Source organism: Ruegeria sp. AM4 (assembly GCF_056540665.1).
Genome location: NZ_JBQFXD010000010.1, coordinates 78313 through 103613, shown reverse-complemented (window position 1 = coordinate 103613; position 25301 = coordinate 78313). Strand labels below are relative to the sequence as shown.

21 protein-coding genes are annotated in these 25301 nt (G+C 56.5%); 3 read left to right on the top strand and 18 right to left on the bottom strand.

Going from position 1 to position 25301, the window contains the following annotated elements; genetic code table 11:
* Window positions 1–179 precede the first annotated feature (179 nt).
* The 4 genes from ACR0JA_RS17335 to ACR0JA_RS17320 form a co-directional block, all read right to left on the bottom strand.
* Window positions 180–959 carry an IclR family transcriptional regulator gene (locus tag ACR0JA_RS17335; RefSeq protein WP_480577675.1) on the bottom strand — a complete coding sequence of 260 codons (780 nt, stop codon included), beginning with the start codon at window positions 957–959 and terminating at the stop codon, window positions 180–182.
* Between the two features lie 11 nt (window positions 960–970).
* The gene (locus ACR0JA_RS17330) at window positions 971–2329 is read right to left on the bottom strand and encodes a TRAP transporter large permease (RefSeq protein WP_480577672.1); all 1359 of its coding nucleotides are present in this window, start codon (window positions 2327–2329) and stop codon (window positions 971–973) included.
* Window positions 2329–2994 (bottom strand): TRAP transporter small permease, encoded by a 666-nt coding sequence (locus ACR0JA_RS17325; RefSeq protein ID WP_480577669.1) that lies wholly within the window; start codon window positions 2992–2994, stop codon window positions 2329–2331. The genes ACR0JA_RS17330 and ACR0JA_RS17325 overlap by 1 nt, the downstream gene beginning before the upstream one ends.
* Before the next feature lie 68 nt (window positions 2995–3062).
* Window positions 3063–4301 (bottom strand): TRAP transporter substrate-binding protein, encoded by a 1239-nt coding sequence (locus ACR0JA_RS17320; RefSeq protein ID WP_480577666.1) that lies wholly within the window; start codon window positions 4299–4301, stop codon window positions 3063–3065.
* Window positions 4302–4410: 109 nt separating this feature from the next.
* Between ACR0JA_RS17320 and ACR0JA_RS17315 the strand changes: the two genes are divergently transcribed.
* Window positions 4411–6006 (top strand): GMC family oxidoreductase, encoded by a 1596-nt coding sequence (locus tag ACR0JA_RS17315; protein ID WP_480577664.1) that lies wholly within the window; start codon window positions 4411–4413, stop codon window positions 6004–6006.
* A gap of 623 nt (window positions 6007–6629) precedes the next feature.
* Here the strand turns inward: ACR0JA_RS17315 and ACR0JA_RS17310 are convergent.
* From ACR0JA_RS17310 to ACR0JA_RS17245, 14 genes are all read right to left on the bottom strand, one after another.
* Window positions 6630–7637 carry a LacI family DNA-binding transcriptional regulator gene (locus tag ACR0JA_RS17310; protein WP_480577661.1) on the bottom strand — a complete coding sequence of 336 codons (1008 nt, stop codon included), beginning with the start codon at window positions 7635–7637 and terminating at the stop codon, window positions 6630–6632.
* A gap of 5 nt (window positions 7638–7642) precedes the next feature.
* Window positions 7643–8812 carry a dihydrodipicolinate synthase family protein gene (locus tag ACR0JA_RS17305; protein ID WP_480577658.1) on the bottom strand — a complete coding sequence of 390 codons (1170 nt, stop codon included), beginning with the start codon at window positions 8810–8812 and terminating at the stop codon, window positions 7643–7645.
* A gap of 4 nt (window positions 8813–8816) precedes the next feature.
* Complete coding sequence (locus ACR0JA_RS17300) at window positions 8817–9125, bottom strand: Dabb family protein (RefSeq protein ID WP_480577654.1); 309 nt, start codon at window positions 9123–9125, stop codon at window positions 8817–8819.
* Window position 9126: 1 nt separating this feature from the next.
* A complete protein-coding gene (locus ACR0JA_RS17295; RefSeq protein WP_480577651.1) occupies window positions 9127–10713 on the bottom strand; it encodes a GMC family oxidoreductase in 1587 nt (528 codons plus the stop codon).
* 16 nt (window positions 10714–10729) lie between these two features.
* Window positions 10730–11488 (bottom strand): 3-ketoacyl-ACP reductase, encoded by a 759-nt coding sequence (locus tag ACR0JA_RS17290; RefSeq protein WP_480577648.1) that lies wholly within the window; start codon window positions 11486–11488, stop codon window positions 10730–10732.
* Entirely contained in the window at window positions 11485–12975 is a 1491-nt protein-coding gene (locus tag ACR0JA_RS17285; RefSeq protein ID WP_480577645.1) for a GMC oxidoreductase, read from the bottom strand. The genes ACR0JA_RS17290 and ACR0JA_RS17285 overlap by 4 nt, the downstream gene beginning before the upstream one ends.
* Window positions 12972–14084, bottom strand: coding sequence for an ABC transporter ATP-binding protein (locus ACR0JA_RS17280; RefSeq protein WP_480577642.1), 1113 nt, complete (start codon window positions 14082–14084; stop codon window positions 12972–12974). Before ACR0JA_RS17280 ends, ACR0JA_RS17285 begins: the two co-directional genes overlap by 4 nt.
* A gap of 6 nt (window positions 14085–14090) precedes the next feature.
* Window positions 14091–14972, bottom strand: coding sequence for a carbohydrate ABC transporter permease (locus ACR0JA_RS17275; RefSeq protein WP_480577639.1), 882 nt, complete (start codon window positions 14970–14972; stop codon window positions 14091–14093).
* Complete coding sequence (locus tag ACR0JA_RS17270; RefSeq protein WP_480577637.1) at window positions 14972–15865, bottom strand: carbohydrate ABC transporter permease; 894 nt, start codon at window positions 15863–15865, stop codon at window positions 14972–14974. The genes ACR0JA_RS17275 and ACR0JA_RS17270 overlap by 1 nt, the downstream gene beginning before the upstream one ends.
* Window positions 15866–15965: 100 nt before the next feature.
* The gene (locus ACR0JA_RS17265) at window positions 15966–17216 is read right to left on the bottom strand and encodes an ABC transporter substrate-binding protein (protein ID WP_480577634.1); all 1251 of its coding nucleotides are present in this window, start codon (window positions 17214–17216) and stop codon (window positions 15966–15968) included.
* A 57-nt stretch (window positions 17217–17273) separates the two neighbouring features.
* Window positions 17274–18797, bottom strand: a complete 1524-nt coding sequence (locus ACR0JA_RS17260) for an aldehyde dehydrogenase family protein (RefSeq protein ID WP_480577631.1) — start codon at window positions 18795–18797, stop codon at window positions 17274–17276.
* A 4-nt stretch (window positions 18798–18801) separates the two neighbouring features.
* Window positions 18802–19569, bottom strand: a complete 768-nt coding sequence (locus ACR0JA_RS17255; RefSeq protein ID WP_480577628.1) for an enoyl-CoA hydratase/isomerase family protein — start codon at window positions 19567–19569, stop codon at window positions 18802–18804.
* Window positions 19566–21137, bottom strand: a complete 1572-nt coding sequence (locus tag ACR0JA_RS17250) for an acyl CoA:acetate/3-ketoacid CoA transferase (RefSeq protein WP_480577625.1) — start codon at window positions 21135–21137, stop codon at window positions 19566–19568. Before ACR0JA_RS17250 ends, ACR0JA_RS17255 begins: the two co-directional genes overlap by 4 nt.
* A complete protein-coding gene (locus ACR0JA_RS17245) occupies window positions 21137–22138 on the bottom strand; it encodes a Gfo/Idh/MocA family protein (RefSeq protein ID WP_480577622.1) in 1002 nt (333 codons plus the stop codon). Before ACR0JA_RS17245 ends, ACR0JA_RS17250 begins: the two co-directional genes overlap by 1 nt.
* 381 nt (window positions 22139–22519) lie before the next feature.
* Between ACR0JA_RS17245 and ACR0JA_RS17240 the strand changes: the two genes are divergently transcribed.
* Entirely contained in the window at window positions 22520–24304 is a 1785-nt protein-coding gene (locus tag ACR0JA_RS17240) for a hypothetical protein (RefSeq protein WP_480577619.1), read from the top strand.
* Complete coding sequence (locus tag ACR0JA_RS17235) at window positions 24291–25088, top strand: hypothetical protein (RefSeq protein ID WP_480577616.1); 798 nt, start codon at window positions 24291–24293, stop codon at window positions 25086–25088. The genes ACR0JA_RS17240 and ACR0JA_RS17235 overlap by 14 nt, the downstream gene beginning before the upstream one ends.
* Window positions 25089–25301: the final 213 nt, after the last annotated feature.

Here is a 25301-nt window from a genome sequence, read left to right as displayed (position 1 = left end):
ATGCATTTGAAGGGCGATCGTTTAGTCATGTGCGAAGGCATACCAGGCGCCCTTCCCGCCTCAAGGCCTGTTCTCCGAGAACGACCAACCTGGCGGGCAAAAGACTTGCGACCGAGCTTGATAGAAGCGGTAGTCGGCTCCAAAGCCCAATCGAATTGAATTGGCGTCGCAGCTGATAATCACTCAGCCAAAAGAGCCGAAAGCTCTTTCGCACCTTTCTGCAAAATGCCCAGAAACGACAATAGGCTTTTGACCTCGTGGCGTTGCGTTGGGGCGTGAACCGAAAGTGTACCCACCAGGCGGCGTTGCCCGTCCAGAACAGGAACGGCAAGGGCGGACATCCCGGTCATGAACTCCTCATCATCGGTAGAGTAGTTGCTTTCTGCGATGCGCAGGATTTCTGTACGCAAGGCGTCGGGGTCGATCAAAGAACGCTCGGTCTGAGGTTGCAGGTTGCCTGCCGAAAGGAAACCATCCAGCGTTTTCTGCCGCAATGTGGACAGGTACATTTTGCCACTGGCAGTGCAATGAAACGGCACCTGCGTACCGACGGGCAATTGAATGCGCAAAGGCCATTTCGTCTCGACCCTGTCAAGATAGATCATCCCTTCCCGGTCCGGGATGGCGAGATTGCAGGTCTCGCCCACCTGCTCGGCCACGCTGCGCAAGATCGCAAGACGGGCCGTACGCAGATGCTCGGAGGACATCGTGTTGACCGAAAGCAACCGCAATCGATGTCCAGGACCGTATGAGCGGCCATCCAGATCGCGCTGCAGAAACCCTTCGGCTTCGGCTGTTTGCAACAGGCGGTGAACTGTTGGTTTCGCCAGCCCGAGTGTTTCGATCAGGTCCGATGGTTTAACGGCGACCCCGCGCCGCGCCACCTCCTCAAGGATAAGGAGAAGGCGCAAGTTGGTCGGGATCTGAGCCTCTTTGTCTTGTGTTTCCGTTACGGCCATCCCGCAACAGTCTAGTTATTTGGCAGCAGGATCAAGGCCAGATCGGGCACAAGCGAGATCAAAATCCACACTGATATCAGCGCCGCCAGATAGGGTACGGTGTACCGAAGCAGACGGAAGTAGGGAACGCCCGTCACCCCAGATGCCACGTATAGATTGAGCCCGTAGGGAGGTGTGATGAAGCCAATCGAAGCGCCCACAAGGAAGATCACTGAGAAATGGATCGGATCAATTCCAACCGAAGCCGCAATCGGTGCAAGGATCGGGGCCAGGATAATCGTGACCGGCAGGCTTTCCAGCACCATGCCCGAAAAGAAGACGATCACCATCGAGGTAAACAGAACCGCATGGTAGCCTCCCATCGAGGTCACGAAATCCCCGATGGTTTGCTGCGCACCCAACAAGGACAGGATCTGCTGCATCACCACCGAAATCGCGATCAGCGGTGCAAGGATCCCAGTGATCTGGGCCGAGCGGATCACGATCGAGGGGATCTCTGGGATCGTGAAGCCTTCGACGACGAACATCTCGGCAAAGCTCTTTTCGGTTGGCGGTATGTCGTTGCGCGCGCCCATGATCCGGTTGATTGGGTAGCTGACCAACCCTGCGATCACGCAGAAGCCAACGGTCACGCCCGCTGCCTCGGTCGGAGAGAACTTGCCCGTGTAGATGCCCCACAGCACCAGCCCGATGGCGAAGAATCCAAGCCAGGCGCCAAATGCGGTCTTGAGCACCCGGTTCAATTGTAGCGGAATAAGGTAACCCCATCCGTTTATGCGGCAAATGATCCAGCACGCAAACTGCATGCCGAAAACCATGAGCGCGCCCGGAAGAATACCCGCCACGAACAGCTCGGAAATCGGCAGATTCATCAGGAAGCCGTAGACGATGAAGATAATCGACGGAGGGATGATGATACCGACCGTTCCACCCGCCGCCGCAGTAGCCGCGCTGAAACGTTCGTCATAGCCACCCTTGACCATCTCAGGGTGCAGCATCGAGCCAATCGTTGCGGTTGTGGCCGAGTTGGACCCCGAGATCGCCGCGAACAATCCGCAAGCGCCAAGCGATGCCATTGCCAACCCGCCGCGTATCCAACCAAGACAGGCATAGGCGAAATCGCTGAGCCGCCGCGCGATGCCGGATTTGTTGATCAGGTCTCCGGTCAGGATGAACAGCGGCATCGCCAGAAGGGCGAACCCTTTGTTGAACACATTCAGCAATTCGGCGCCCATGTTGTCCAGCGTCAGGCCAAGGACAAACGAACAGCCGATGACCCAGTAGCCGATGACCAGCAGAACCGGTACGCCCAGCATGAATAGAAAGGTGACCCCAAGCGAGATCAGTGTGACCATGGTTCCGTCTGTCATCAGTCTGCTCCGATCACGGCCTGCTTGATCAGAGGCTCGCCAGTTTTCCAGTTGTGCAAATCATCTGCGAGGTTCTGAAACACCCGTCCAACCATGAGAAAGAAGGACAGCGGCGCGGCCAGAAGGAACCACCATTGCATGATGTTGTCGGTCCCCAGAACGATCTGAAAGTTCGACGCCGACAGGGCCACCAGTCGAGTGGTGGTGACGATGACGATGACCGCGAAGATGTACCAAAGCACCGCGTCCAGAAACAGGCAAGCAAGTTGCCCACCGCGCGGCATTGAAGTGCGGAATTCGCTAAAGCTCAGATGTGTGCGCAGGCGGACGTTGTACGACGCCCCAAACCACGCCATCACCATAAATAGGAGTGGAGGAATAGTGGTCGACCAAGGCTCTTGATCGTTGAACACAAACCGGTCGATCACCCCCCAGAAGATGATGAAGGCAATCGCAAGGTAGGAATAGACCATTACGGCCCGTTCAAAGTGACGTTCGACAAACGGCACTTTCCGGTAAATCCACATGATGAGAAGCCCGCCCAGGGCCGAGACAATTGCGCCCACAACCCATGTTGCGTCGGATTCCAGCGCGGATTGAATCTCGAATGAATCGAAGGTGAGCAACGCACTGAATATCGAGCCGACATCTGCCCAAAATGACATGAACCCCGTCCTCCCAGTCGGTGTTTGGTGGAACCGGCCCACACGGGCCGGTTCGTATTGAGTTTAGGTTAGGCTTCGCCTCTCCACCAACGGCGCGGCTCGACGTTTTCCGCGATTGTGTCTGCGGGGATCTCACGCGCGATGTCGTAGATCTCCTGATAGGTGTCGATGCCGCCTGCCCATTTGTTCAGACGCTCACGCCACTGCGCCCAAGGCTCGGGGTTATAGTTCGGCGCACACATCTCTTCGGCCAGTTTGATCTGATCATCGGCAAGGAAAGCCGGCCGCACACCATTTTCGGCGAAGATCGTGTTCGGCAGTTGCGGGTCCGAGAAGCCAACTGTGTTCAGCAGTGCCGCTTCGTTCGCGCCCTGAATCAGGGCCTGCGTAAAGTAGGACGATTCCATGACGGCATCCTGCAATTCGCCACTCAGCCCGTCAAAGACCTTGGCGGACATTGAGGTGTGCTCGGTTCCGCAGAAGAACTTCAGGTTAACCGACTGCGATACCACCGGCGACATGTTGGCGTAAGCCACAGCCGAGGCCCAGGTTTCGGCGCCATCGATCAGACCGGTTTTCAGAGCATCAAGTGTTTCTTCCCATGCCACCGGAACAGGATTCAGATTCAGCAGCTGCATGGCGATTCGGCCAAGCTGCGTACCCGTCACACGGTTTTTGGTGCCAAACAGTTCTTCCAGCTTGGTGACCGTCGGCTTGTCGGCAAAGGTCGACCCCATCTGCAGACCACGCAGTTCGCAATGCGTAAACAGGAACTTCAGCCCGTGCCGTTTCTCTAACGGGTCACGCAGAATGCGCTGGCTCGCAGGACTATAGAAGAAGTGGTACTGCGCCGCGCGGCTGGGGAACATATAGGCATAGTCCAGCACATTCAGATATGGCGCACCACCGGCCGAGTTCTGGGTCGAGGCCGCATAGATATCGACGATCCCCTGCTGGGTCTTTTCAACACAGCTCAGCTGGCCGCAGATCTGGTTGTCGCCAATGAATTCGATCCGAATCTCACCGTCTGTACGCTCTTCCAGATCCCGCGCAAACTCGATCGCGCCCGCGCGCTCGATCAGCAGATTGCGTGTATTGAAACCCGAAGCGCCAAATTTCAGTGTGTGCTTCGGCTCTTTCGAAAAGCGCTTTTCGTAGGTTGATTCGGCTGCCTGCGCCAGATTCGCCAGGCTCATCGCGCCGCCAAAGCCGCCAGCCGCCAGCAGCGTCGAGCTCATGCCATAACGCCCGGCCACACGGAAAAAATCCCGCCGTGAAATACCACTTAGTTTCCGTCCGATCTCCATTGCTTACCTCCCTGATCGCAATTATTGAGACGTTTTGTATCAAAAAAGGCTAGTATAATTCTCGCATCTTGCATAGAGTTTTTTTCATCGACGTTGGAAGGAGGCGATCATGGAGGTGGATTATGCGGTTGTTGGCGCGGGATCTTCGGGCTGTGTCATTGCGAATCGGCTAAGTGCCGATCCCAACACATCGGTCGCCCTTCTTGAGGCCGGTGGTCGCGACACAAACCCGTGGATTCACATCCCCGTCGGTTATTTCAAAACGATGCATAACCCATCGGTCGATTGGTGCTATCGGACCGAACCCGATCCCGGCCTGAATGGCCGGTCCATCGACTGGCCACGCGGCAAAGTGCTGGGCGGCTCATCTTCTCTGAACGGGTTGCTTTATGTTCGCGGCCAAAAAGAGGATTATGACCGCTGGCGGCAAATGGGCAACGAAGGCTGGGGCTGGGAAGATGTCCTGCCCCTTTTCAAACGCTGCGAAGATCAGGAACGAGGCGCGGATGAATATCACGGTGTTGGCGGGCCATTGTCCGTGTCCAACATGCGCATTCAGCGCCCTATTTGCGATGCCTGGGTCGCAGCCGCACAAGCGGAAGGCTATCCCTTCAATCCCGATTACAACGGGGCCGAACAAGAGGGCGTCGGCTATTTCCAACTGACCACCCGCAACGGTCGCCGATGCAGCGCGGCGGTGGCCTATCTCAAGCCAATTCGCGATCGCAAGAACCTGAACATCATCACCAAAGCTCTGGTAACGCGCGTAGTTTTGGATGGGAAGAAAGCAACGGGGCTGGTGTACCGCGACAAATCGGGGGTCGAGCAGACCCTGAAGGTACGTCGCGAGATCATCCTGTCAGGTGGTGCGATCAACTCACCGCAGATTCTTATGCTGTCAGGCATCGGAGATCCGGTTCACCTCAAGGAAAACGGAATCGAACCGCTACACGCCCTATCGGGCGTCGGAAAGGGACTTCAGGATCATCTACAGGCACGTTTGGTGTTCAAATGCAATGAACCCACGTTGAACGACGAAGTCCGCAGCCTGTTCAATCAGGCGCGTATCGCGCTGAAATACGCGCTGTTCCGCGCAGGCCCGATGACAATGGCAGCAAGCCTTGCCACAGGCTTCATGAAAACCCGCCCTGATGTCGAGACACCTGATATTCAGTTCCATGTCCAGCCCTGGTCTGCCGACAGCCCTGGCGAAGGAGTACATCCGTTTTCAGCCTTCACAATGTCGGTCTGTCAACTTCGCCCGGAAAGCCGGGGCGAGCTTCGCCTGAATGGTCCAGATCCTTCCAAGCACGTCAAGATCGTCCCGAACTACCTGTCCACCGAAACAGATTGTCGAACCATCGTCGATGGCGTGAACATCGCGCGCAAGATTGCCAAACAGAACCCGCTGGCCTCGAAGATATCTAAAGAGTTTCGACCAACCGCAGATTTGAGTAGCGATGACTACGAAGGCACTCTGGATTGGGCCAGATCGAACACCGCTTCGATCTATCACCCCACCGGCACCTGCGCGATGGGGCAATCAGAGGCGTCGGTTGTTGATGCAAAACTGAAGGTTCACGGCATCGCGAACCTGCGGGTCGCCGATTGCTCGATCATGCCGGAAATCGTCAGCGGCAACACCAATGCACCAGCGATCATGATCGGTGAAAAGGCCAGCGACTTGATATTGGCGGACGCTTGAAACACCGGCCGCCGCGGTTGAACGCCAAGTGTGACGTCCGGATTTCTCGCGACCAATTGGGGTAGCGCGGGAACGGCATCAAATTCGAACCGGTATTTCGGCAATGGTTGGTCGCAGAGCGTGTCCGTGTCCTTTAAACGACATGCGCAAAAGCTCGACTGGCCTAATGAACGCCCTGCGCACCTCAACCCGGATTCTTATGACAACGTATTTGCTTTCGATTCGAGGCAACTTGTGATTTCGCGAAGCTACAAAGCCCGCGTTCAAATGCGGGCTTTGCGAAGTTTATTTGCTCATTCAACCCCGAATGGCAATCGATGACACTGTCTCAGCCAGAGCCAGCAGAGCTGCTTAAGGTCGCAAATAAATCGTTCCAGCGGGCAGGAACAGCGGACCGCAATGGTCCCTTAGCGGAAAGTTTTGCGGCTAACTTCGACGCTGCGCTCATTTGATAGATCTGCGACATTCCGTTGCGGTAGCAGGGATCGAGAACATACCACCACGGCCTGACATGTAATTTCAGTGCTGGTTCCGCGATTCTTGCCAGGCGACCGTTCTCGCGCGGACGGAAGCCGCGCACCCTTGGTTTTCTCGAACCAAGTTCTTTGACCCGGCCTGTAAGGTTATCTTTTGTTTTTCGTGGTCTGTCTCAAAACCAGACGCGTGGGCGTGCGCACGTGTTGCGCAGGCCTGGTTCCGTCCTGCAACCAAAGCAAAACTGTATCCGCGACCCTTTCGCCAAATCCCGAAACGCCACAATGCACAGTAGATAATGCTGGCCAGCATTCAGCAGCTTCCTTGATGTCGTCGAATCCGACGACCTGGAACGCGTCGCCAATGTTAACCTGAGCCTCATGGCAGGCATTGATCATTCCAAAAGCAACGAGGTCATTGAAGCAAACAGCGGCATCGCATTCGGGATGCTCCTTGAACAATCGCACGGTAGCCTGATGCCCAAATGATCGACTGGACTTCCCTGTTTTTACAATGGCTTGCAAGCCGTTGTCTTTCATTGCATCAATGTAACCCGACAGCCTTTCCCGGGTGACTTCCGCACCGTCCAAGCCACCAATGAAGGCGATGTGCCGTGCGCCGGTATCGATCAGGTATTGTGTGGCTGACCGCCCGCCATCTGCATAATCGGGGGCTATGAAGGGATATCGTGCGGTTTCGTTGTCAACTTGCCGCAAGACCTGCATCAAAGGGATGCCGGCTCGCTCGACAGCTGAGAGAGTGTTTGAGACATCGCCATAAGCAGGTGACAGGATCAAGGCGGATACGCCGTGTTCAAGCATCGCGCCCACCACCTGATCCTGAAGCGCGGGGTCTTCGTTTGTGTTGGCCACGACGACAGCATAACCTCGGGACCCCAATGCCATCTGCAACGAAGTTGCAAACTCCGTGAAGAATGGGTTGGTCAGGTCGTTGATAACCAAACCAATGAGCGCCGTTCCCGTAGATCTCAGATTTGCCGCCGACCGGTTGTAGACATAGCCAATTTCCTTCATCGCGGCATGAACCAGCTTGCGTGTTTCAGGCTTAACCTGCTGGCTGCCCTGCAACACAAGGCTAACTGTCGATTTGGAAACACCCGCTGTGCTGGCGACATCTATGATCGTGGGTCTGCGCATTCAGGCTATTGTTCAACTCCGTACTGGCTGAGAAGCGTGGTCATCCGTGCTTTAGCCAGTTCAGGGTCCGAGAGCAAACCGGCCTGATCCGCCAGTCTGAACACCTGTGCGTAATGGCAGATGTCACGGCTGGATTGGAACCCACCTGGCATGATGAAATGAGACTGGGATCCGTTCAGCCACGCCAAATAGGCGATGCCAGCTTTGTAAAACCGGGTTGGTGCGCGAAAAATCTCTTGGCTAAGGGGAACGGTCGGTGCGAACAGCGCATTGTAGCGATCCATGTCATTCATCGCCAGTGCCTCAAGCGCTTGGCTTGCAGCCGGAGCGATAGCGGCAAAAATCCCAAGCAGAGCATGAGAAAAGTGCGCGCCATCTCCGGCAATCAGATGGGCATAATTGAAGTCGTCACCGGTATAAAGGCGGACGTCATCAGGCAGTCGCGAGCGAAAGGCTTCCTCATGTGCCTGATCCAGAAGCGAGATCTTGATCCCATCCACCTTGGCGGGATTCTCGTTGATCAACGACAGCACGAAATCGCTGGCCACGTCGACATCCGTACTGCCCCAATAGCCTGTCAGTGCAGGATCGAACATGTCCCCCAGCCAATGCAGGATTACCGGCTCTGCCGCGCCATCGATCAGCGCGCGATAGACGTCGTGGTATGTGTCCGGGCCTGCGTTGATCGCTGGGAAAGCACGCGATGCCATAAGGATCAGTTGACCTCCGGCTGCTTCGATCGACTCGGCTTGGTGCTCGTAGGCCGACAAGATTTCGCCCGCAGTGTTCAAAGCGCTTTGTGGCAGATGATCGGTCCCTGCCCCACACGCGACCCGAGGCGACAACGGATGCGCCTTTGCCGCCTTCATGGTCCGTTGAATCAACTCCAGTGCGGTTTCCCAGTCGACACCCATGCCGCGCTGAGCAGTATCCATGGCTTCGGCGAGACCCAGACCCTGATCCCAAAGGCCCTCTCGGAATTGTAGCGTTGCCTGCCAATCGACCGCCGGGCGACCATCCCACGGGTTGCGTTCGGCCAATGGGTCCGAGACCACATGTGCTGCTGCAAACGCGGTACGAGTCAAAGGCACCTTGGGCGCACGCGGCACCAGAGGTGTGCCGGTCAGCGTATAGGTTTCGAGATGGCCTTCGGAATTTGGCAGAACCAGTTGCATAGCCTCAGACCTCCAGATCCAGAACCAGGATACCGTCGATGCCACCAACGGCGTTTTCGACAAGTTGAGCGCCCAGCGCTTTGTGCGTTTCGTTGTTTTGGTATCTGTCCAACGCGGCCCAATCGTCAAAATCGATCACGAAACCATGCATATAGCCGCGCTCGATCTGCTCAGGGCTTTCGCTGCGGCCGCCGGTAAACCCATGGGCCCCCGGTAGTTCATCGGACACTTCAGCGAGACCATTGTAGATAGCAGCAATGGTCTCCTCGGTCACGTCAGAGCGGAATTTGGTCAGTACGATATGGCGGATCATGTCAAATACCCTGATCTTGTTTGATCATGTCAGCGGCCTTTTCGCCGATCATGATGGTCGGAGCGTTGGTGTTCGATGAGTTGACCGTTGGCATGACCGAGGCATCTGCGACCCTCAGACCCTCGATCCCGTTGAACCGCAAGCGCGGGTCCAGCACTGCCTCGGCGTCGCTGCCCATCCGACAGGTGCCGGCGCAATGGTGCGATGTTTTGGAGTGTACGCAGATGAAGTCGAAATATTCCTGCTCGGTCCGCACATCCGGCCCCGGCAGCCGTTCGGCCAGAATGTAGGGCTTGAGAGCATCTTGCGACAGGATGTTCTGAACCAGTTTCAGACCCCGGATGGACATTTCGCGATCATAGGGATCCGCCAGATAGTTGGGGTCGATCAGCGGCGTCGCCGTGGGATCGGCGCTTTGCAATCGCACTGTGCCGCGCGATCGTGGACGCAGGAAACAGGCGTTTAGGGTAACACCGCCATTTGGCATCGCCTCGACCCCGGCCTCGATGCCGGTGCCAAGTCCCAGATGCATCTGCAGATCGGGCGAGCGCGCATCCGGATCGGCATACCAAAACCCACCTGTTTCAAACAGACTCGACGCCACCGGCCCTTTGCGCGTGAGCAGATACTGCAACCCTGCCAAAGCAGACAGGTGCAGCTTGGCAAAACGATCATAAGTATGCGGGCCGGTCACTTCGCAAATCGAGTACAGGTCCAGATGATCCTGCAAGTTCGCACCTACCTGAGGTTGATGATAGACCGCGTCGATGCCGAGACCGTCCAATTGATCTGCCGGGCCAATGCCCGAAAGCTGCAACAAGCGCGGTGATCCGATGGCCCCGGACGACAAAATGACCTCTTTCGACGCGGTGATCTTTTCACCGTTCATCATTTCGATCCCTGTCGCCCTGCCTTTGTCGACAGTAATGCGGCGCACCTGCGCGCCTGTACGTACTGTTAGGTTCTGACGGTTGCGGTTGGGCGCGATGAACGCCATCGCCGCGGACGAGCGACGCGCGTTGCGTTGAGTCAGTTGATAGTACCCTGCCCCGTCCTGTTTCACGCCATTTACATCGCGGGTTTCGGGAATGCCTAATTGTCCGGCGGCTTTGATATAAGCATCGCAAATCGGTAGGGGCGCAGCGGGCATGGACACGCCCAGCGGTCCGCCCTTGCCATGGTATTCGTTTTCGTAGGTGTCGTTGTCTTCGGATTTTTTGAAATAGGGCAGCACGTCGGCATAGCTCCACCCCTCACACCCCATTTGCCGCCAGTCATCGTAATCCTGCGCTGCGCCGCGCGTATAAATCTGTGCGTTGATCGCGGAACCGCCGCCGATGACCTTGGCCTGAGTGTAGTTGAAGACCTTGTTCTGCATATGTTTCTGCGGAACGGTCGACCAGCCCCAGCTGCCGATGCCCTTGGTCATTTTCGCAAAGCCGGCAGGCAAGTGAAAGAACGGATGGCGGTCGGACGACCCGGCTTCGAGCAGCAGCACAGTTACGGATGGCTCCTCAGAGAGCCGTGCGGCGATGACCGATCCTGCCGAACCGCCTCCGATGACAATGAAATCAAATCCTTCAGACATTCTGTTGCGCCCTGACTTACAGACGTGAAATAGACAAGCCACCATCCACCGGGATGGCGGCACCGGTGGAAAAGTGCATCTGCCCACAAACAAGCGGGATAACGACAGACCCGATATCTTCGGGTTCGCCCCAGCGCGCAGCAGGAACAAGGCCACCTTCGATCCTGTCGGTGTAGATGTCGCGCACACCCGCGGTCATACCCGTTGCAATGATGCCGGGACGCAGCTCGAAGACGCCGATACCATGTGGCGCCAGGCGTACCGCGAACAGCTGCGCCATCATCGCTGTTGCTGCTTTGGACACGCAGTACTCGGCCCGTTCTATCGATACCATTGTCGCGCTGACCGAAGTGACGAATATGATCGACCGATATATCTCTTGCGGTAGGGCAAGCATCCTCCGGGCCACTTCTTGCGCCAGAAAGAATGCGCCGCGTGTGTTGATATTCAGGACGAAATCCCAGTTCTGGGGCTCGATCTCCAACATGTCACCGCGCACAGGCGCGCCCACACCTGCATTGCTAATCAGTGTTGTGACCGGCCCCCAATCCGCCTCGATTTGATCCAGCAACGCAGGAACATGCGCAATGTCGGACACATCATGCTGCATATAGGTTGCGTTTGGACCGAGCTCGCTCAATGCTTCGCGCACCACTGACGCATCAGGCGCAAATTGCGAGGCCAGCACCACCTTGTACCCTGCTGAAACCAAGGCGCGTGAGATGCCAAGACCAATGCCCTGTTGCCCCCCGGTGACCAAGGCAATACCGCTCATGCCGCAAACTCCGTCTCAGTAATATGACGGCCCGCCCGCAATGCCAGCGCGGCAATGGTCAAAGCAGGATTCACCGCAGCCGAGGTCGGCAGCACCGAGGCATCGACAATAAACAGGTTTTTGTGGTCATGGCTTCGGCAATGGGTATCTACAACACTGCAACTCGGGTCCCTACCCATACGCGCGGTTCCACATTGATGTGATGGCGTACGGCGATCGAACGGCCGCGACAAAACGATTGGGAAACCGGCCTGACGCAGATGGGTTTTCAATTGGGCGACAAGCGCCTCGTGTGCGGCCCAGTTCGATCGTTTCCAATCAAGGCAAATGTGGCCCCGTTCAATCGTGACACGACTATTTGGATTGGGCAGATCTTCGGACATCGCGTAGAAATCAAAACTTCTGCCTGCGATAAGATTGGCAAACCAACCGGGCAAACGGGTTTGCGCCGCAAGAATTGGCCCCGTGATCTTGCCAAGCATCTGGATGTTCCCAAGCGGGAAGCCGCCCTTGCCATCGTCATTGTAGTAGTCGTTGAACATCAGTGTTTTCTGATACACGGACCGGTTTCGGCGCAGTGGATGCAGGGCCAAAACTGCCGAACAATTGTGGTTCATGAAGTTGCGTCCAACCTGATCCGAGCGGTTGGCAAGACCTGTCGGGCAATTGTCGTTTGCGGACTTCAACAACAGGGCGGCAGATTGAACTGCGCCTGCAGACAGCGCAATCAATGGGGCGGTGAAACTGCCCAGTCCTTTCACTTCGACACTGATTATCCGCCCATCCTCTGCGGCAATCAGCCTGTCCGCAGTTGCTCCGGTCATAAGTTCAACGTTCTCATGCGCCAATGCCTGCGCAAGCGCCTGCGTTTCCGCATCCATCTTGCCACCACATGTGTTTGGAAAGGCATCCCAGGTGGTCTGGCCCGCCGCAAGCCATGTGTCGATATCCACGCCCAACGGGACTGAGGACGGGGTTAATCCGCTGCGACGCAATCGATCCCGCAAGTCCGCGATATCTGCCTCTTCTGCCACCGGAGGGTGCGGGTATTGCGCGCTGTGTTCGGGCTCGGTTGGGTCTTCTTCGGTTGTTCCGTGGACTTCATAGAGTTGTTCGGCCGCAGTATAGTCGGCCTCCAGCTCTTCGTAGGATATTGGCCAACCTGGGGCTTCACCGCCCATATGCCGGCGATGCTTGAAATCTTCTTTGCGATACCGGATCAAAGCGGCCCCGTAGAACTTGGAATTACCGCCGACGCAATAATAGTTTCCCGGATTAAAGGGACGGCCATCTCCGTCAAGCCAGGTTTCTTTGGGACGGAAATAACCATCAGCAAAGATTGCTTTCGGATCCCGATCCACGGGCGAAGGGCGCAGATGCTGTCCGCGCTCAAGGATCAGAATGCGGCGACCAGACGGGGCCAGCGCTGCGGCCAGCGTCGCCCCTCCGATCCCCGATCCGATGATTATGACGTCCGCCTGTCTCACGGAATGATCCGCATCTCACTTTCGGGATCAAAAGCCACAGCCTTTTCCATGTTCACGGCAAAATCGAAATCCTGCCTCGGTGCGACCTCGGCATCCGAGCGCATTCTGGCAATCACATCGCGACCCCCAAGTTGCATCGAGACGAAGGTGTCCGATCCTGCGGGTTCCGTCACCACGATCCGGTTGGTCATCTGCGCGATATTGGTGGATTTCCGGTCAGCACCATCCATATCGGTTATGGTTTCGGGCCGAATGCCCAGCAAAATGTCGCGACCCTCCCATTCAGTCAAATTGTCCTGACTAAACGGGAGTTGAGCCATCGTTCCATCATGAACGGCGACCTCAGCATGGGGGCGCCCGTTCAAAACGACAACCTTCGCCGGCACCACGTTCATCGCAGGCGATCCCATAAACGTTGCGACAAAGATATTGGCGGGCGTGTCATAGATTTCCTGTGGCGTCCCCAATTGCTGCACGTAACCGCCATTCATTACCGCGATGCGGCTGGAAAGGGTCATCGCTTCGATCTGATCATGAGTCACATAGACGATTGTCGTCCCGAGGTTCTGGTGCAGCTTCTTGATCTCGGTCCGCATATCGACGCGCAGCTTGGCGTCGAGGTTGGACAAGGGTTCGTCAAACAGAAACACATCTGGTTCCCGCACCAATGCGCGACCCATGGCAACGCGCTGGCGCTGGCCACCCGACAATTGACCGGGTTTACGATCCAGCAATTGTTCGATTTGTAGCAACCCGGCGACCTCTTGCATCGCCTTGTCCCGTTCTGGCTTGGGGACGCCATGCATCTCAAGCCCAAAGGTGATGTTCTGCCCGACCGTCATGTTCGGGTAGAGCGCATAGCTTTGAAACACCATTGCAATGTTGCGGTTCGACGGGTGCACCCCGTTCATCACCTGCGCCTTGATACGGATTTCTCCGCTGGTGATCTCTTCCAGCCCAGCGATCATGTTCAGCAAGGTCGACTTGCCACAGCCCGAGGGACCAACCAGCACGAGGAATTCGCCCTCTTGCACTGAGATATCGACCTTGTGCAGAACCTCGACCGACCCATAGGACTTGGTCGCGTTATCTATGTCCAAAAAACCCATGTAGCCTTATCCTTTCACGGAACCCGCCATCAGGCCGCGGACGAAGTATCGACCGGCCACGATATAGACGAGCAGAGTTGGCATGGCGGCGAGAATGGCCGCAGCGAAATGAACGTTGTATTCCTTAACGCCGTGCGATGATTGCACGAGGTTGTTCAGTGCCACCGTCATCGGCTGGCTGTTGGCATCGGCAAAGGACGCACCAAACAAAAAATCATTCCAGATGTTGGTGAACTGCCAGATGACCGACACCACCGCGATCGGCCCGGAACTGGGCAGAAGGATGCGCCAGAAGATTTGGAAGAACCCCGCGCCGTCGATCTGAGCGGCCCGTATCAACTCGGTCGGGAAAACGGCATAGTAGTTGCGGAAATACAGCGTCGTAAATCCAATCCCGTAAACCACATGCACCAGCGCCAGACCCCAAGTGGTGCCCGCCAGCCCCATCAGGCCCAGCATCCGCGCCATCGGGATCAGAACGATCTGAAACGGAATGAAACAGGCAAACAGCATCAAGCCGAACAGGATGGTGTCATACTTGAACCGCCATTTGGTCAGGACGTAACCATTAAGCGCTCCGAGAATAGTCGAGACGATCACCGCGGGAACAACCATCTTGATGGAATTCCAGAAATAAGGCTTCAACCCGGTTGGATCGACACCGATCTGAGCCGAGGACCATGCCTTGAGCCACGGCTCCAACGTGAAGACCTGCGGCAGGTTCATCATGCCACCGCCGGTAATCTCTTCCAGCGGTTTGACCGAGTTCACCAGCATCACGTAAAGCGGCAGCAGATAGAACAGTCCGAACAGCAGCAGCACCAGATAGATCAGCGTGCGCGTGACGCGGCCCGTGCGGATTGCGGTATCCTGAGTTGCTTGAGACATCAGCGTTTCTCCCGCAGTTCAGCATACAGGTACGGGATCATGATCGCGGCAATGGTCATCAACATGATGGTGGCCGAGGCCGCACCGATCCCCATCTGATTCCGCGTGAAGGTGTAGGAGTACATGAAGGTCGCGGGCAGTTCCGTGGCCCTACCCGGCCCGCCTCCGGTCAGGGCAATCACAAGGTCAAAGGTCTTGATCGCAAGGTGGCTGAGGATCACGAAAGCCGACAGAAACGCCGGGCGCAACTGCGGAATGATAATCCGGCGATAAAGGTTCCAGTTCGAGGCCCCATCCATCTGCGCCGCGCGCAGGATTTCGTTGTCGATGCCACGCAGACCGGCCAGAAACATTGCCATAACAAAACCGCTGGTCTGCCAGACCGCCGCCAGCACGACGGTGTAAATCGCGTAGTCTCGGTTCTTGATCCAGTCGAACTCGAAGCTGGTCCAACCCCAAGTGTGCATCACGTTTTCCAGCCCGATGCCGGGATCAAGGAACCATTTCCATGCGGTGCCTGTGACGATGAAGCTCAGCGCCATCGGGTATAGGTAAATCGGGCGCAGCAGCCCTTCACCGCGGACTTTCTGATCGAGGAAAATGGCGAGACCAAGCCCTATGCAAGTGCAGATCACGATATAGAGGCTTGCAAAGATCCCCATGTTGATCAGCGAGGTTTCCCAATGACTTAACCGCCAAAGCTTGTCATAGTTTTCCCAACCGACCCAGCCGAAGGTCGGCAGGATGCGGCTGTCGGTGAAGGACAAGTAGACCGAAAACAGAATGAACCCATAGACAAAGACCAGCATCATCGCCAGTGAAGGTGACAAGACCAGCTTGGGTATCCAGTTCTGAAGGCGTGTCTTGAAATCCGCGTCGGCTGAAGCAGCCATGGCGCGCCCTCCTCGTTCGAGTACAAAAGATCGGAGCGTTCGCCCCCCTTAGGTGACAGGGCGGCCAAACCGCCGCCCCATCGGGAGGATCACGTTGGGATCACTTGGCGATCGAAACAGCGTCGACCAGTTCGACCACGGCCGTTTCGCTGTCATATTCGCCGTTGAAATGAGCGGTCACGACGTCGTAGACCGCATTCTTCACCGATGCGGGCGCTGCATGTCCGTGCGCCATCGAACCGAACAGGTTGCCGGACGAAGCAGCCGCCGCCAGATCCTTCATGCCCTGCTGACCGCAAGCGTCCAGATCGCTGCCGTCAACGTCTGTACGAGCAGGCACCGAACCCTTCACCTTGTTGAAGGCAATCTGGAACGACGGTGACAGAATTGCGCTGGCCAGCGCCGCCTGTTCAGCCGAAACCGAGCCACCTTGATCAAACATCATGAACTGGTCGGCGTTGAACGTGACCTGATCCTGCGTGCCCGGGAAACGGAAGCACAGGAAGTCTTCGCCCGGTACTTTGCCCGCGTTCAGAAACTCGCCTTTGGCCCAGTCGCCCATCATCTGGAAACCGGCCTCTCCATTGATGACCATGGCGGTTGCAAGGTTCCAGTCACGACCCGAGAAGTTCTCATCCACGTTATCGCGGATGAAAGCCATGCGGTCGAAGGCTTCTTTCATGGCGTCGCCACCCAGAGTTCCTTCGTCCAGATCAACAAATGCCGCCTTGTAGCCATCCGGCCCCAAAGTCGACATCGCGACCGCGTCGAATATGGTCGCATCCTGCCACGCCTGGCCACCATGCGCGATCGGCGTTACACCGGCGGCTTTCAAGGCCTCAACGGCGGCAACGAATTCGTCCCAGTTGGTCGGCTGGGCAATGCCATTGGCGTCCAGAACGGCCTTGTTTGCCCAGACCCAGTTGGTTGAATGTACGTTGACTGGTGCAGACACCCATTTGCCGTCATGCTTGGCGAACGCCTTCAGGGCGTCCGGAACAACGTCGTCCCAACCTTCTTTGGCAGCCACCTCGTTCAGGTCAGCCAATGCGCCCTGATTGGCCCAATCGAGAATGTCAAAGCCCAGCGCCTGGACCGCAGTTGGGGCGTTGCCAGCCGTAACCCGGGCGCGCAGAACGGTCATGGCCTGTTCACCACCACCGCCAGCGACCGGCATATCCGTCCAGCCAATACCCTGCCCGGACAGGTCGTCTTTGAGAACGTTCAGCGCGGCTGCTTCGCCACCCGACGTCCACCAGTGCAGAACCTCGACCTCTTCGGCCTGCGCAATGCTGGTCGTGCAAAGCAGACCAGCCACAATCAGCGATTTTGTCTTTAGCAGTTTACGCATTCTTGTTTCCTCCCTTAATGCGTTCATACTTTTGGGCCTTTGTCGCAGAGCCCTGTCTTAATCTTGCGAAACCCATGGCGCGCGGCTGTTGCCGATGCGCATGACCACTGATTTCACCTCGAAAAATTCTTCGAACCCGTAGCGTCCGATTTCCCGCCCCTGCCCGGATTGTTTGAACCCACCGAAGGCAACCTCGGGGAACCCGTCCATCCAGGTGTTGGTCCAGACCGTTCCCGTTTCTGCGCGACGGGCGAATTCCAGGCAGGTGTGGACGTTCTCGCTCCAGACCCCTGCCGACAGACCGTAAGCGCTATCATTGGTCAGCGCGATGGCTTCGTCCAGTGTTTTGAAGGTCAGAACTGAAAGCACCGGGCCAAACACCTCATCCCGGGCAATGGGCATATCGGGGTGAACGTTGGTGACGACGGTAGGTTGATAGAACTGATTTCCCAGCCCTTCGACCTGCAGCGGCTCGCCGCCCAGCGCAATCGTGGCCCCCGATGCCTGCGCCTGTTTGACATATGCGTCGATTTTCGCGTTGTGTTCGGGCGTTACTATAGCGCCAACCTGCGTCGACGGGTCCAGAGGATCACCGAATTTTACCCTGTGCGAAAGGGCGATGACGCGCTCACGGAATTCATCGGCTATATCTTCGTGCACAATGACGCGACTGCTGGAATTGCAGCACTGGCCAACATTGAAATAGACGCCGAATACAACGGCATCTGCGGCAGCATCCAAATCGGCGTCGGGGAATATGACCTGGGGGTTCTTGCCGCCCAGCTCCAGCGCGACTTTCTTGAGCGTATCTGACGCAACTGCGCTGATCGTTTTGCCAACCGCGGTCGAACCGGTGAAGCTGATCATATCCACACTTTCGTGGCTGGACATCACGCTGCCCACAGGAACACCGTGGCCCAGCACGATATTGCAGACGCCCGCGGGCAGTCCTGCCTCAACCAGCAACTCACCCAGCATCAAGGTTGTCGACGGTGTCATCTCGGATGGCTTGACGACAACGGTGCAGCCTGCGGCCAGAGCAAACGGCAGTTTCTGGCTGAGAATCCAAAACGGGAAATTCCAGGGTGTGATGACAGAGACGACACCAATCGGCTCTTTCAGCACGACGCCCATCATGTCCGCGCCCAGCGTATTGTGGCTGTCGCCATGGGTACTACGCGCGAGCGAAGCGGCGTATCGCCATAGATCCGCAGCACCGCCAACTTCGCCCTTCGATTGGCTGATCGGCTTGCCGCTTTCGAGCGTTTCGATCAGGGCGATCCTGTCAACATTTTGCTCGATCAGATCCGCGACTTTCAGCAAAACAGTGGCGCGTTCTTTGCCCGACGCCCGACTCCAAACTCCGCTATCGAAAGCAGTTCGCGCCGCTTGGATTGCAGCCTCGGCCTCGATCTCACCACCCATTGCGGAACGGCTGACGATGTGCCCATGCGAAGGCGAGCGACGCTCGAACGTCTCGCCTGATGCGCTGTCCTGCCATGCACCGTCGATGAGGTGGCGACCTTCGAACAGTGGCGGCATCTCAAACGGGATGGCAGGGTTTATGGTGATATCTTTCATATCGTCAGAGGCCTGAGAAATTTGGGTTACGTTTTTCCATGAAAGCCGCGACGCCTTCTTCGCGGTCCGCCGTTGCGGCGATTGCTGCGCTGCCGAGGGCTTCGACCACGGCGTGGGTATCTTCACCGACCGCAGCATGGATCATATTCTTCGATATTTCGGTGGCGCGAGGTGAGAGATCAGCAAGCTCGGACGTAATCTCCAGCGCGCGCGTCAGAACATCATCGGCAATCTCGGTAGCATAGCCCAACGCAACGGCCCGTTCAGCACCGATCCGGCGTCCAAACAGCGCCATTTCTTTTACCGCCGTCTCCGAGATCAGTCGGGTCAGACGTTGTGTTCCGGACCAGCCCGGCACGATTCCAACGCGTGCTTCGGGCAACGCAAGCGTGGCGCGGGGTGCCATCAAACGCAGATCGCAGCAGCTTGCAAGTTCAAGACCACCGCCAAAGGCGTGACCATTGATCGCTGCAATTGTCGGCTTACCAATGCGCGCGAGCCTGTCAAAGATCCGATGTCCATCACGAACCCAATGGCGCGCGAATTCTGCAGGGCTGAGACAACCCCATGCACCAATATCCGCCCCGCAGCAGAACGCTTTTTCGCCTGCACCGGTCAAGATCAGGGCGCGAATTGACATGTCACGCTCGACCTCCGTCAATCGGGTGTCCAGCGCATCCAGCATGTCGACGGTCAGGGCATTCAGCTTGGCCACGTTATCCAATGTCAGGATCGCCGTCGCATCCGTGATATGAATGCCGATCCCGCTCACAGCGTCAGCCCCATTGGGCCTTCGGCAAACAGCGATTTCGGCATCTGAGTCGCATTTTCCGCGACTTTGACCCGACCGCTCGAGGCATCGACGATGTCGCGCTGCGCTTCGATACCGGGCATGATTTCTGTAGCAACCAGCCCCTCGTCCGTCAGGCGAATAACGCAGCGCTCGGTGACATAGAGTACATCCTGACCGGTTTCACGGGCACGTTTGCCTGAGAATGTGACATGCTCGACCTGATCGACCATTTTGGTGAACTTGCCCGGCGCATTCACGCGAATACCGTCCTCGGTCAGTTCGATCTTGGCACCGGCTTCGAACCAACCAGAGAACACGATCTGTTTCGCGCGCGCAGTGATATCGACAAAGCCACCGCATCCGGCAGTCAAATAGGGTTTCTTGCCCAGCTTTGAGACATTCACATTGCCTTCGACGTCAACCTCGAGGAACGAGAGGAATGACATGTCGAACCCACCGCCCTGAAAATAGATGAATTGCTGAGGCGAAGGCACAAAGGCATGCGCGTTGGACGCGCAGCCAAAGGCAAAGCCCGTTAAGGGCACGCCGCCAACCGCGCCTTGTTCAATTGCCCATGTTACAGCTTGAGGGTGCCCCTCTTCCAGCAGGATACGCGGAACCATCGCGCTGATGCCGAAGCCCAGATTGGCGCTCATCCCTGCCTTGAGTTCGAGTGCCGCACGGCGGGCGATGACTTTTTCGACACCGTGCTCAGCCAGGGAAAAGCTGTCCCACGGGCGCATGACCTGGCCCGAGATTGCAGGATCATAGGGCGTTTCCGTCGTCTGCATCTGCGCGGGGTCTTCAACGATCAGATCAACCAGATGCCCCGGAACACGCACGTCATGTGGGCGAAGGCTGCCCGTAGCGGTTACGCGCTGGACTTGTGCGATCACCAAACCTCCGTGATTGCGTACGCAGATCGCCTGTTCGAGACCGCCCAAATATGCGCCTTCGTGCTCGTAGGTCAGATTACCGAACTCATCAGCGGTGGTCGCACGCAGAACGCAAACGTTGGGGTTGATGTTGGGAAAGTGTAACCAGGTCTGGCCGTCGAACTCTTTTCTTGAAACGATGGGCGCAGCCGATCCGCGCGCATTCATCGCGCACCCCTCGCGCACTGGATCAACGAAGGTCTCAAGCCCGATCTGTGTGAGCACCCCCGGACGATGCGCGGCGGCTTCGCGGTGCATGTCGAACAGAATTCCCGATGGCACGTTATAGGCGGCAACCCGGTCTTCTACGATCATCTTCCAGATTTCCGGCATCTCCAGGTTGGACGGGCCGGAAGGGTATGATCCCGCAAGAACCCGGCTCAGCAAACCGTCCTGTGCCAGATAGTCCATTCCTTTGACGCCATACATGTCGCCAGCAGCGATAGGATGCAGCGTTGTGATATTGCGTGGATGCCCTTCTACGCGAAACCTTTCACCCAACGCCTTGAGAACGGCGTCAGGGCAGCCCAGCGCCGAGGACGAAGACACGGTAATAACCGCATTGTCAGGAATGCGGGAAACGGCCTCGGAAACAGAGACAAGTTTGCTCATCAGAAACCACCATAGTCCACTTTGAGACGCTGGCCTGTGTCTGCGGCTTCGCGAACGCAAAGCGCTACGGACAGCGATTTGATCCCGTCAGGACCATTCGCCGCCGGGCGACCCTGACCCGCCGTCGCAGCGACGAACTCTGACACGCCCTGAACATAGAGCGAATGATCGGAGAACGGGATCTCTTCACGACCTGCATCTGTCACCAGAGTGATCTTTCCAACCGGGCGCTGCGTCATGACGCCTTCGGCAAAGATCGAACCTTTGGTTCCGTGCACTTGAAGGTCCGACCCGGCAAAGGGGTGCGTAAAACTCTCATGAGTGGTGACCATTGCGCCCGAGGGCATCATCCAAACAGACATACAGGAGTCCTCGACCCCCTGGCCCATTCCCGAACTGGCCATCTGGGCGACGACCGAGACAGGGTCTTCCTGCAGCAGAAAGCGAGTCACATCCGCGTCATGGACAACGATATCTGGGATCACACCGCCGCCAGCGTCGGCTGAGTTTATACGCCACCCCTGCAAGTTCCCGGGCAAATGCACCGCATGGTGGATCCGTAACGAAAGAACGTCCCCGACGCGCCCGTCTGCGATGAGATCGCGAATGGCACGATGACTGCCCGAACAGCGCAGGTGGTGATTAGTAGCGAAAGTCACACCCGCCGCCTCAGCCGCCCGCACCATTTCGACGGCCTCTGCCAGCGTCATTCCAAGCGGCTTTTCGCATAGGACATGCTTGCCGGCTGCAATCGCAGCCATGGCCTGTGGATGATGTTTCTCGTTGGTCGAAGAAATATAGACCGCCCCAACGCTTTCGTCCGAAAGCGCTGTGGTCAGATCGGTTGTCGCGTTGGGAATTTCATGATCCTGGGCCCATGTCTTCACGCGCTCGGGGGAAGTGCTGACAATCCAAGCCACGTCGTTGTTCGCCTGCCGGCGCACCGCGTCCAGCATGTGTTGCGAAGCTATTGTGCTCGCCCCGGCAAATGCCCAATGCATCAAAAAACTCCATCTTTTGGAACGTTCCAAACGTTTAATGGAACGTTCCAAATTTGACAAGTGAAAATTTGAAACTCGCAGGTCGCGCAAACACCAACAATGACTTGCTGATACAGAGTTACAGTTTTGTCCGTGGGTTAAGGAGGTGCTGTCTGGCGCATTCAGAACCAAATACAATAAGGTCCCAAAAAACTGCTTCGACAACTGCGGGAATGTTCCGAGAGTCGCTGCCCGAAAGACACGACTGCGGCAAGCATTCCAGACTTCTTTGGCACGACGCCAACTTTTGCTTTGGCTATACCGTTGCTGACACGATCTAGCGGGAATCGCAGTTTTCGTGTATGCTCACCTACATAGTTTCATCGAATTTTGGAGAGAGTCATGGCCGATAATGAGGCCCCTTTCATACTATTGGCAGACGATGCCGATCAGGCGCCGCAGCTCAGTTATTCGATACCCGAAGCGACCGCCCATGTTGGAACAACGGTCATCGCAATCGATATCGACGAAGAGCTTCTGAACCAGGCAACTCGTGACCAAATTCGTGAGAACCTTGCAGAGAAAGAACCGAAGCGCACGGATCCGACAATTCCGGGTCTGAGGGTAACGGATTTCAAGGTTGTAAACCGCAATGATGGTGTCGGAACCGTTCGCGGTTTCGCGGCAGCATCCGAGGTTTTTGAGGAATTTCCCGGAAGCTTCATTTTCAAGCCCAAAGAAGGAATGCTGGGCTTTTCGGGTGATTTCGACATCATCAGACCGAGGCCCCGCCCCCCCGAGCAGATTTTCCCGAAGATTTTGTTCTTTGAAAAAATCCAGATTTCAACTTTCCTGGGGAACTATGGCGCTGGCCGCGTGATCAAGACCCATTCGCTTTTCCCGGGCGAAAAAACCAAAATCTCGGTCAAAAACTACAAGAAGACGGTGACCAAAGAGAGTTCGAAGATAAATTTCGGCTCTTCAATTCTGGACTCGGTCACAGAAGAGGCGGCCGTCGATTTTGAAAATTCGATCCAGAGTGAAACGTCGTCAAAGTTCACTGACAGCGAAATGGATATCCTCAACAGTCAAAGCGACCACTCGAACAAGGGCGGCGGTGGCGAGGCCAAGGTTCTTTGGGGATTGGTTGAGGCTGGTGGACGTGGCAGTTCGGAACAGTCGAGCCAGACCACCGGTGAGTGGGGTACGCGGCAGGCACGCGAAGAAATGTCCAGTAACGTGGAAAGTGCGCTGTTCAAACACTCTGCGCGAGCGTCGTCGAAGCGAGACGTCGAGATCAACACCAGTTCCGAGCAGAAATCTTCGACCACCGACACAACGGAAACCGAACAGGTGATCGAGCGCGAGATCGAAAACGTCAATGTCAGCCGGACACTTAACCTAGTCTTTCGGCAGATGGTTCAGGAATTCATCTCGGTAATTCATCTCACTGACGTGAAGATCGGTCTTTATGACGAATCCGCCGGCCCCTATCCGCAATTTGCAATCCACGAGCTGGACAAGTTTCTCGCCGAGTATTTTTCCGAAGATCCAGACATGCAGCGGCTGGTTCTTCAGAATATCATCAGCGAACTGTTCTTTATATTCGACTATCAAAACGAGCCGCAGCCCTTCCTTGAAGTGGCAACACTGGACTTTCCGCAAAGCGAGATCGCTTTGCAAAATGTGTTCGGCGACCTTGATGTCACCGTGCCGCTGCCTGACAACGTCTCGTACTTAAGAGTCAACGCTGGACTTCGCAGGCAACTTGAAGATCGAGAATTTATTGAGGTGCCGGGTGTCGTGCTTAAGGAAAATGTTATCACGATGCGCACTGAGGGCGTCGTTGTTGACGGCTTCCTCGGTAAAGGCGGTGATCCAGAAGCTGGTCTTCTCGATACGTATTCAGCCGGGCTACAGGTTGAGACCGTGCGCGAGCTCGCTTTGAAAAACGACATTTCCGCACGCGAAGCAGAGAAGATGGAACTGGCACGTCAAATCGTAGCCGAAGGCGATCTGGACCGCGCTCAGGTATTTCACGAAGTCTATTGTTGTATTCCTGAATGCTGCTGCGAGGTGGATGACGGAACTACGGAAGAACCCGGTGGCGAGGACAGACCCACCGATCCGAACCGTCCGCCCGAGGACCCGAACGGTACACAGGGGCGCGGCAATGGGGACGCTTGAGAAAATTCTCAGTCAGGCGGTTTTGGGCAGCGAAGCGATCCGCGATCGCGTCACCGGAAAGACGGCCGAAGTTCTGGGAAGTCCTGCTGCGGGGAAAGGCAAAACAGTCAAACTTGCACTGACCGGTGTGTTTGATCCCCCGTGGCAGACCAATCAGGCCGAAATCGACGCAATCCAAGGGGGCTCATGGTTCCCGTCTTCACAAGATTTCAATGCAGTAATGAAGAATAGTCGTTACCGAGGCAACGGAGGTATCATCGAGATTGGCTCGACAGGTGAATTTGTCGGGTTGATCCTCAGCAAGCCCGTTGGCTCCATCAAGGAAATCCGCATCATCACCCATGGCGAGGCCGCCACGATTGGCTTCCTCGGCGACGTGGTGGATGGCAATGTCCATTTTCTGGACGATATGGATCTCGGCGTTATCGAAGGTTTGCAAAAGACGGGAATTCTTGTTGGAGACGGCGACCCTGACAGGCCGCCAGACTTTACTTGGGATGATGTGCGCTCCCGATTTCAAAAGGACGCTGTCTTCGTCATCTATGGGTGCAAAGTCGGAATGTCAGAGTCCTTTATACAGGACGTGGCAGACGCTTTTGGAATCCGCGTTCAGGCGTTCAAGCACAATATCAAGTACGATTTCCCGGCCACCGCGTTGAACCCCGGGGGCATTAACCGCCGCCAACTTACAGTGGACGGCAAGAAGGACTTTCTGGACATACGAGTGGAAATCGACAAATCCCCACGTACATCTGCCCCGACGCCAGTTCCGCCGGGCCCCTGATCCGGGACATGTGGCCTAAATGGCATGCCGCAAACCTATTAAATGCGGGCGTTCATACACATCGCGACATCAGTTGCTTTAGGCTCGCTGCGGTCGTCGGAGCTGTTGCCGCATTTTGAGGTGTAATGCCCCGATCAATGCCGGGTTGGAGACCAGTGCGCGTGGCACCCGTTCGAAGCAACATATTTCCGCAAGGAAATTGGGTCGTGTTTT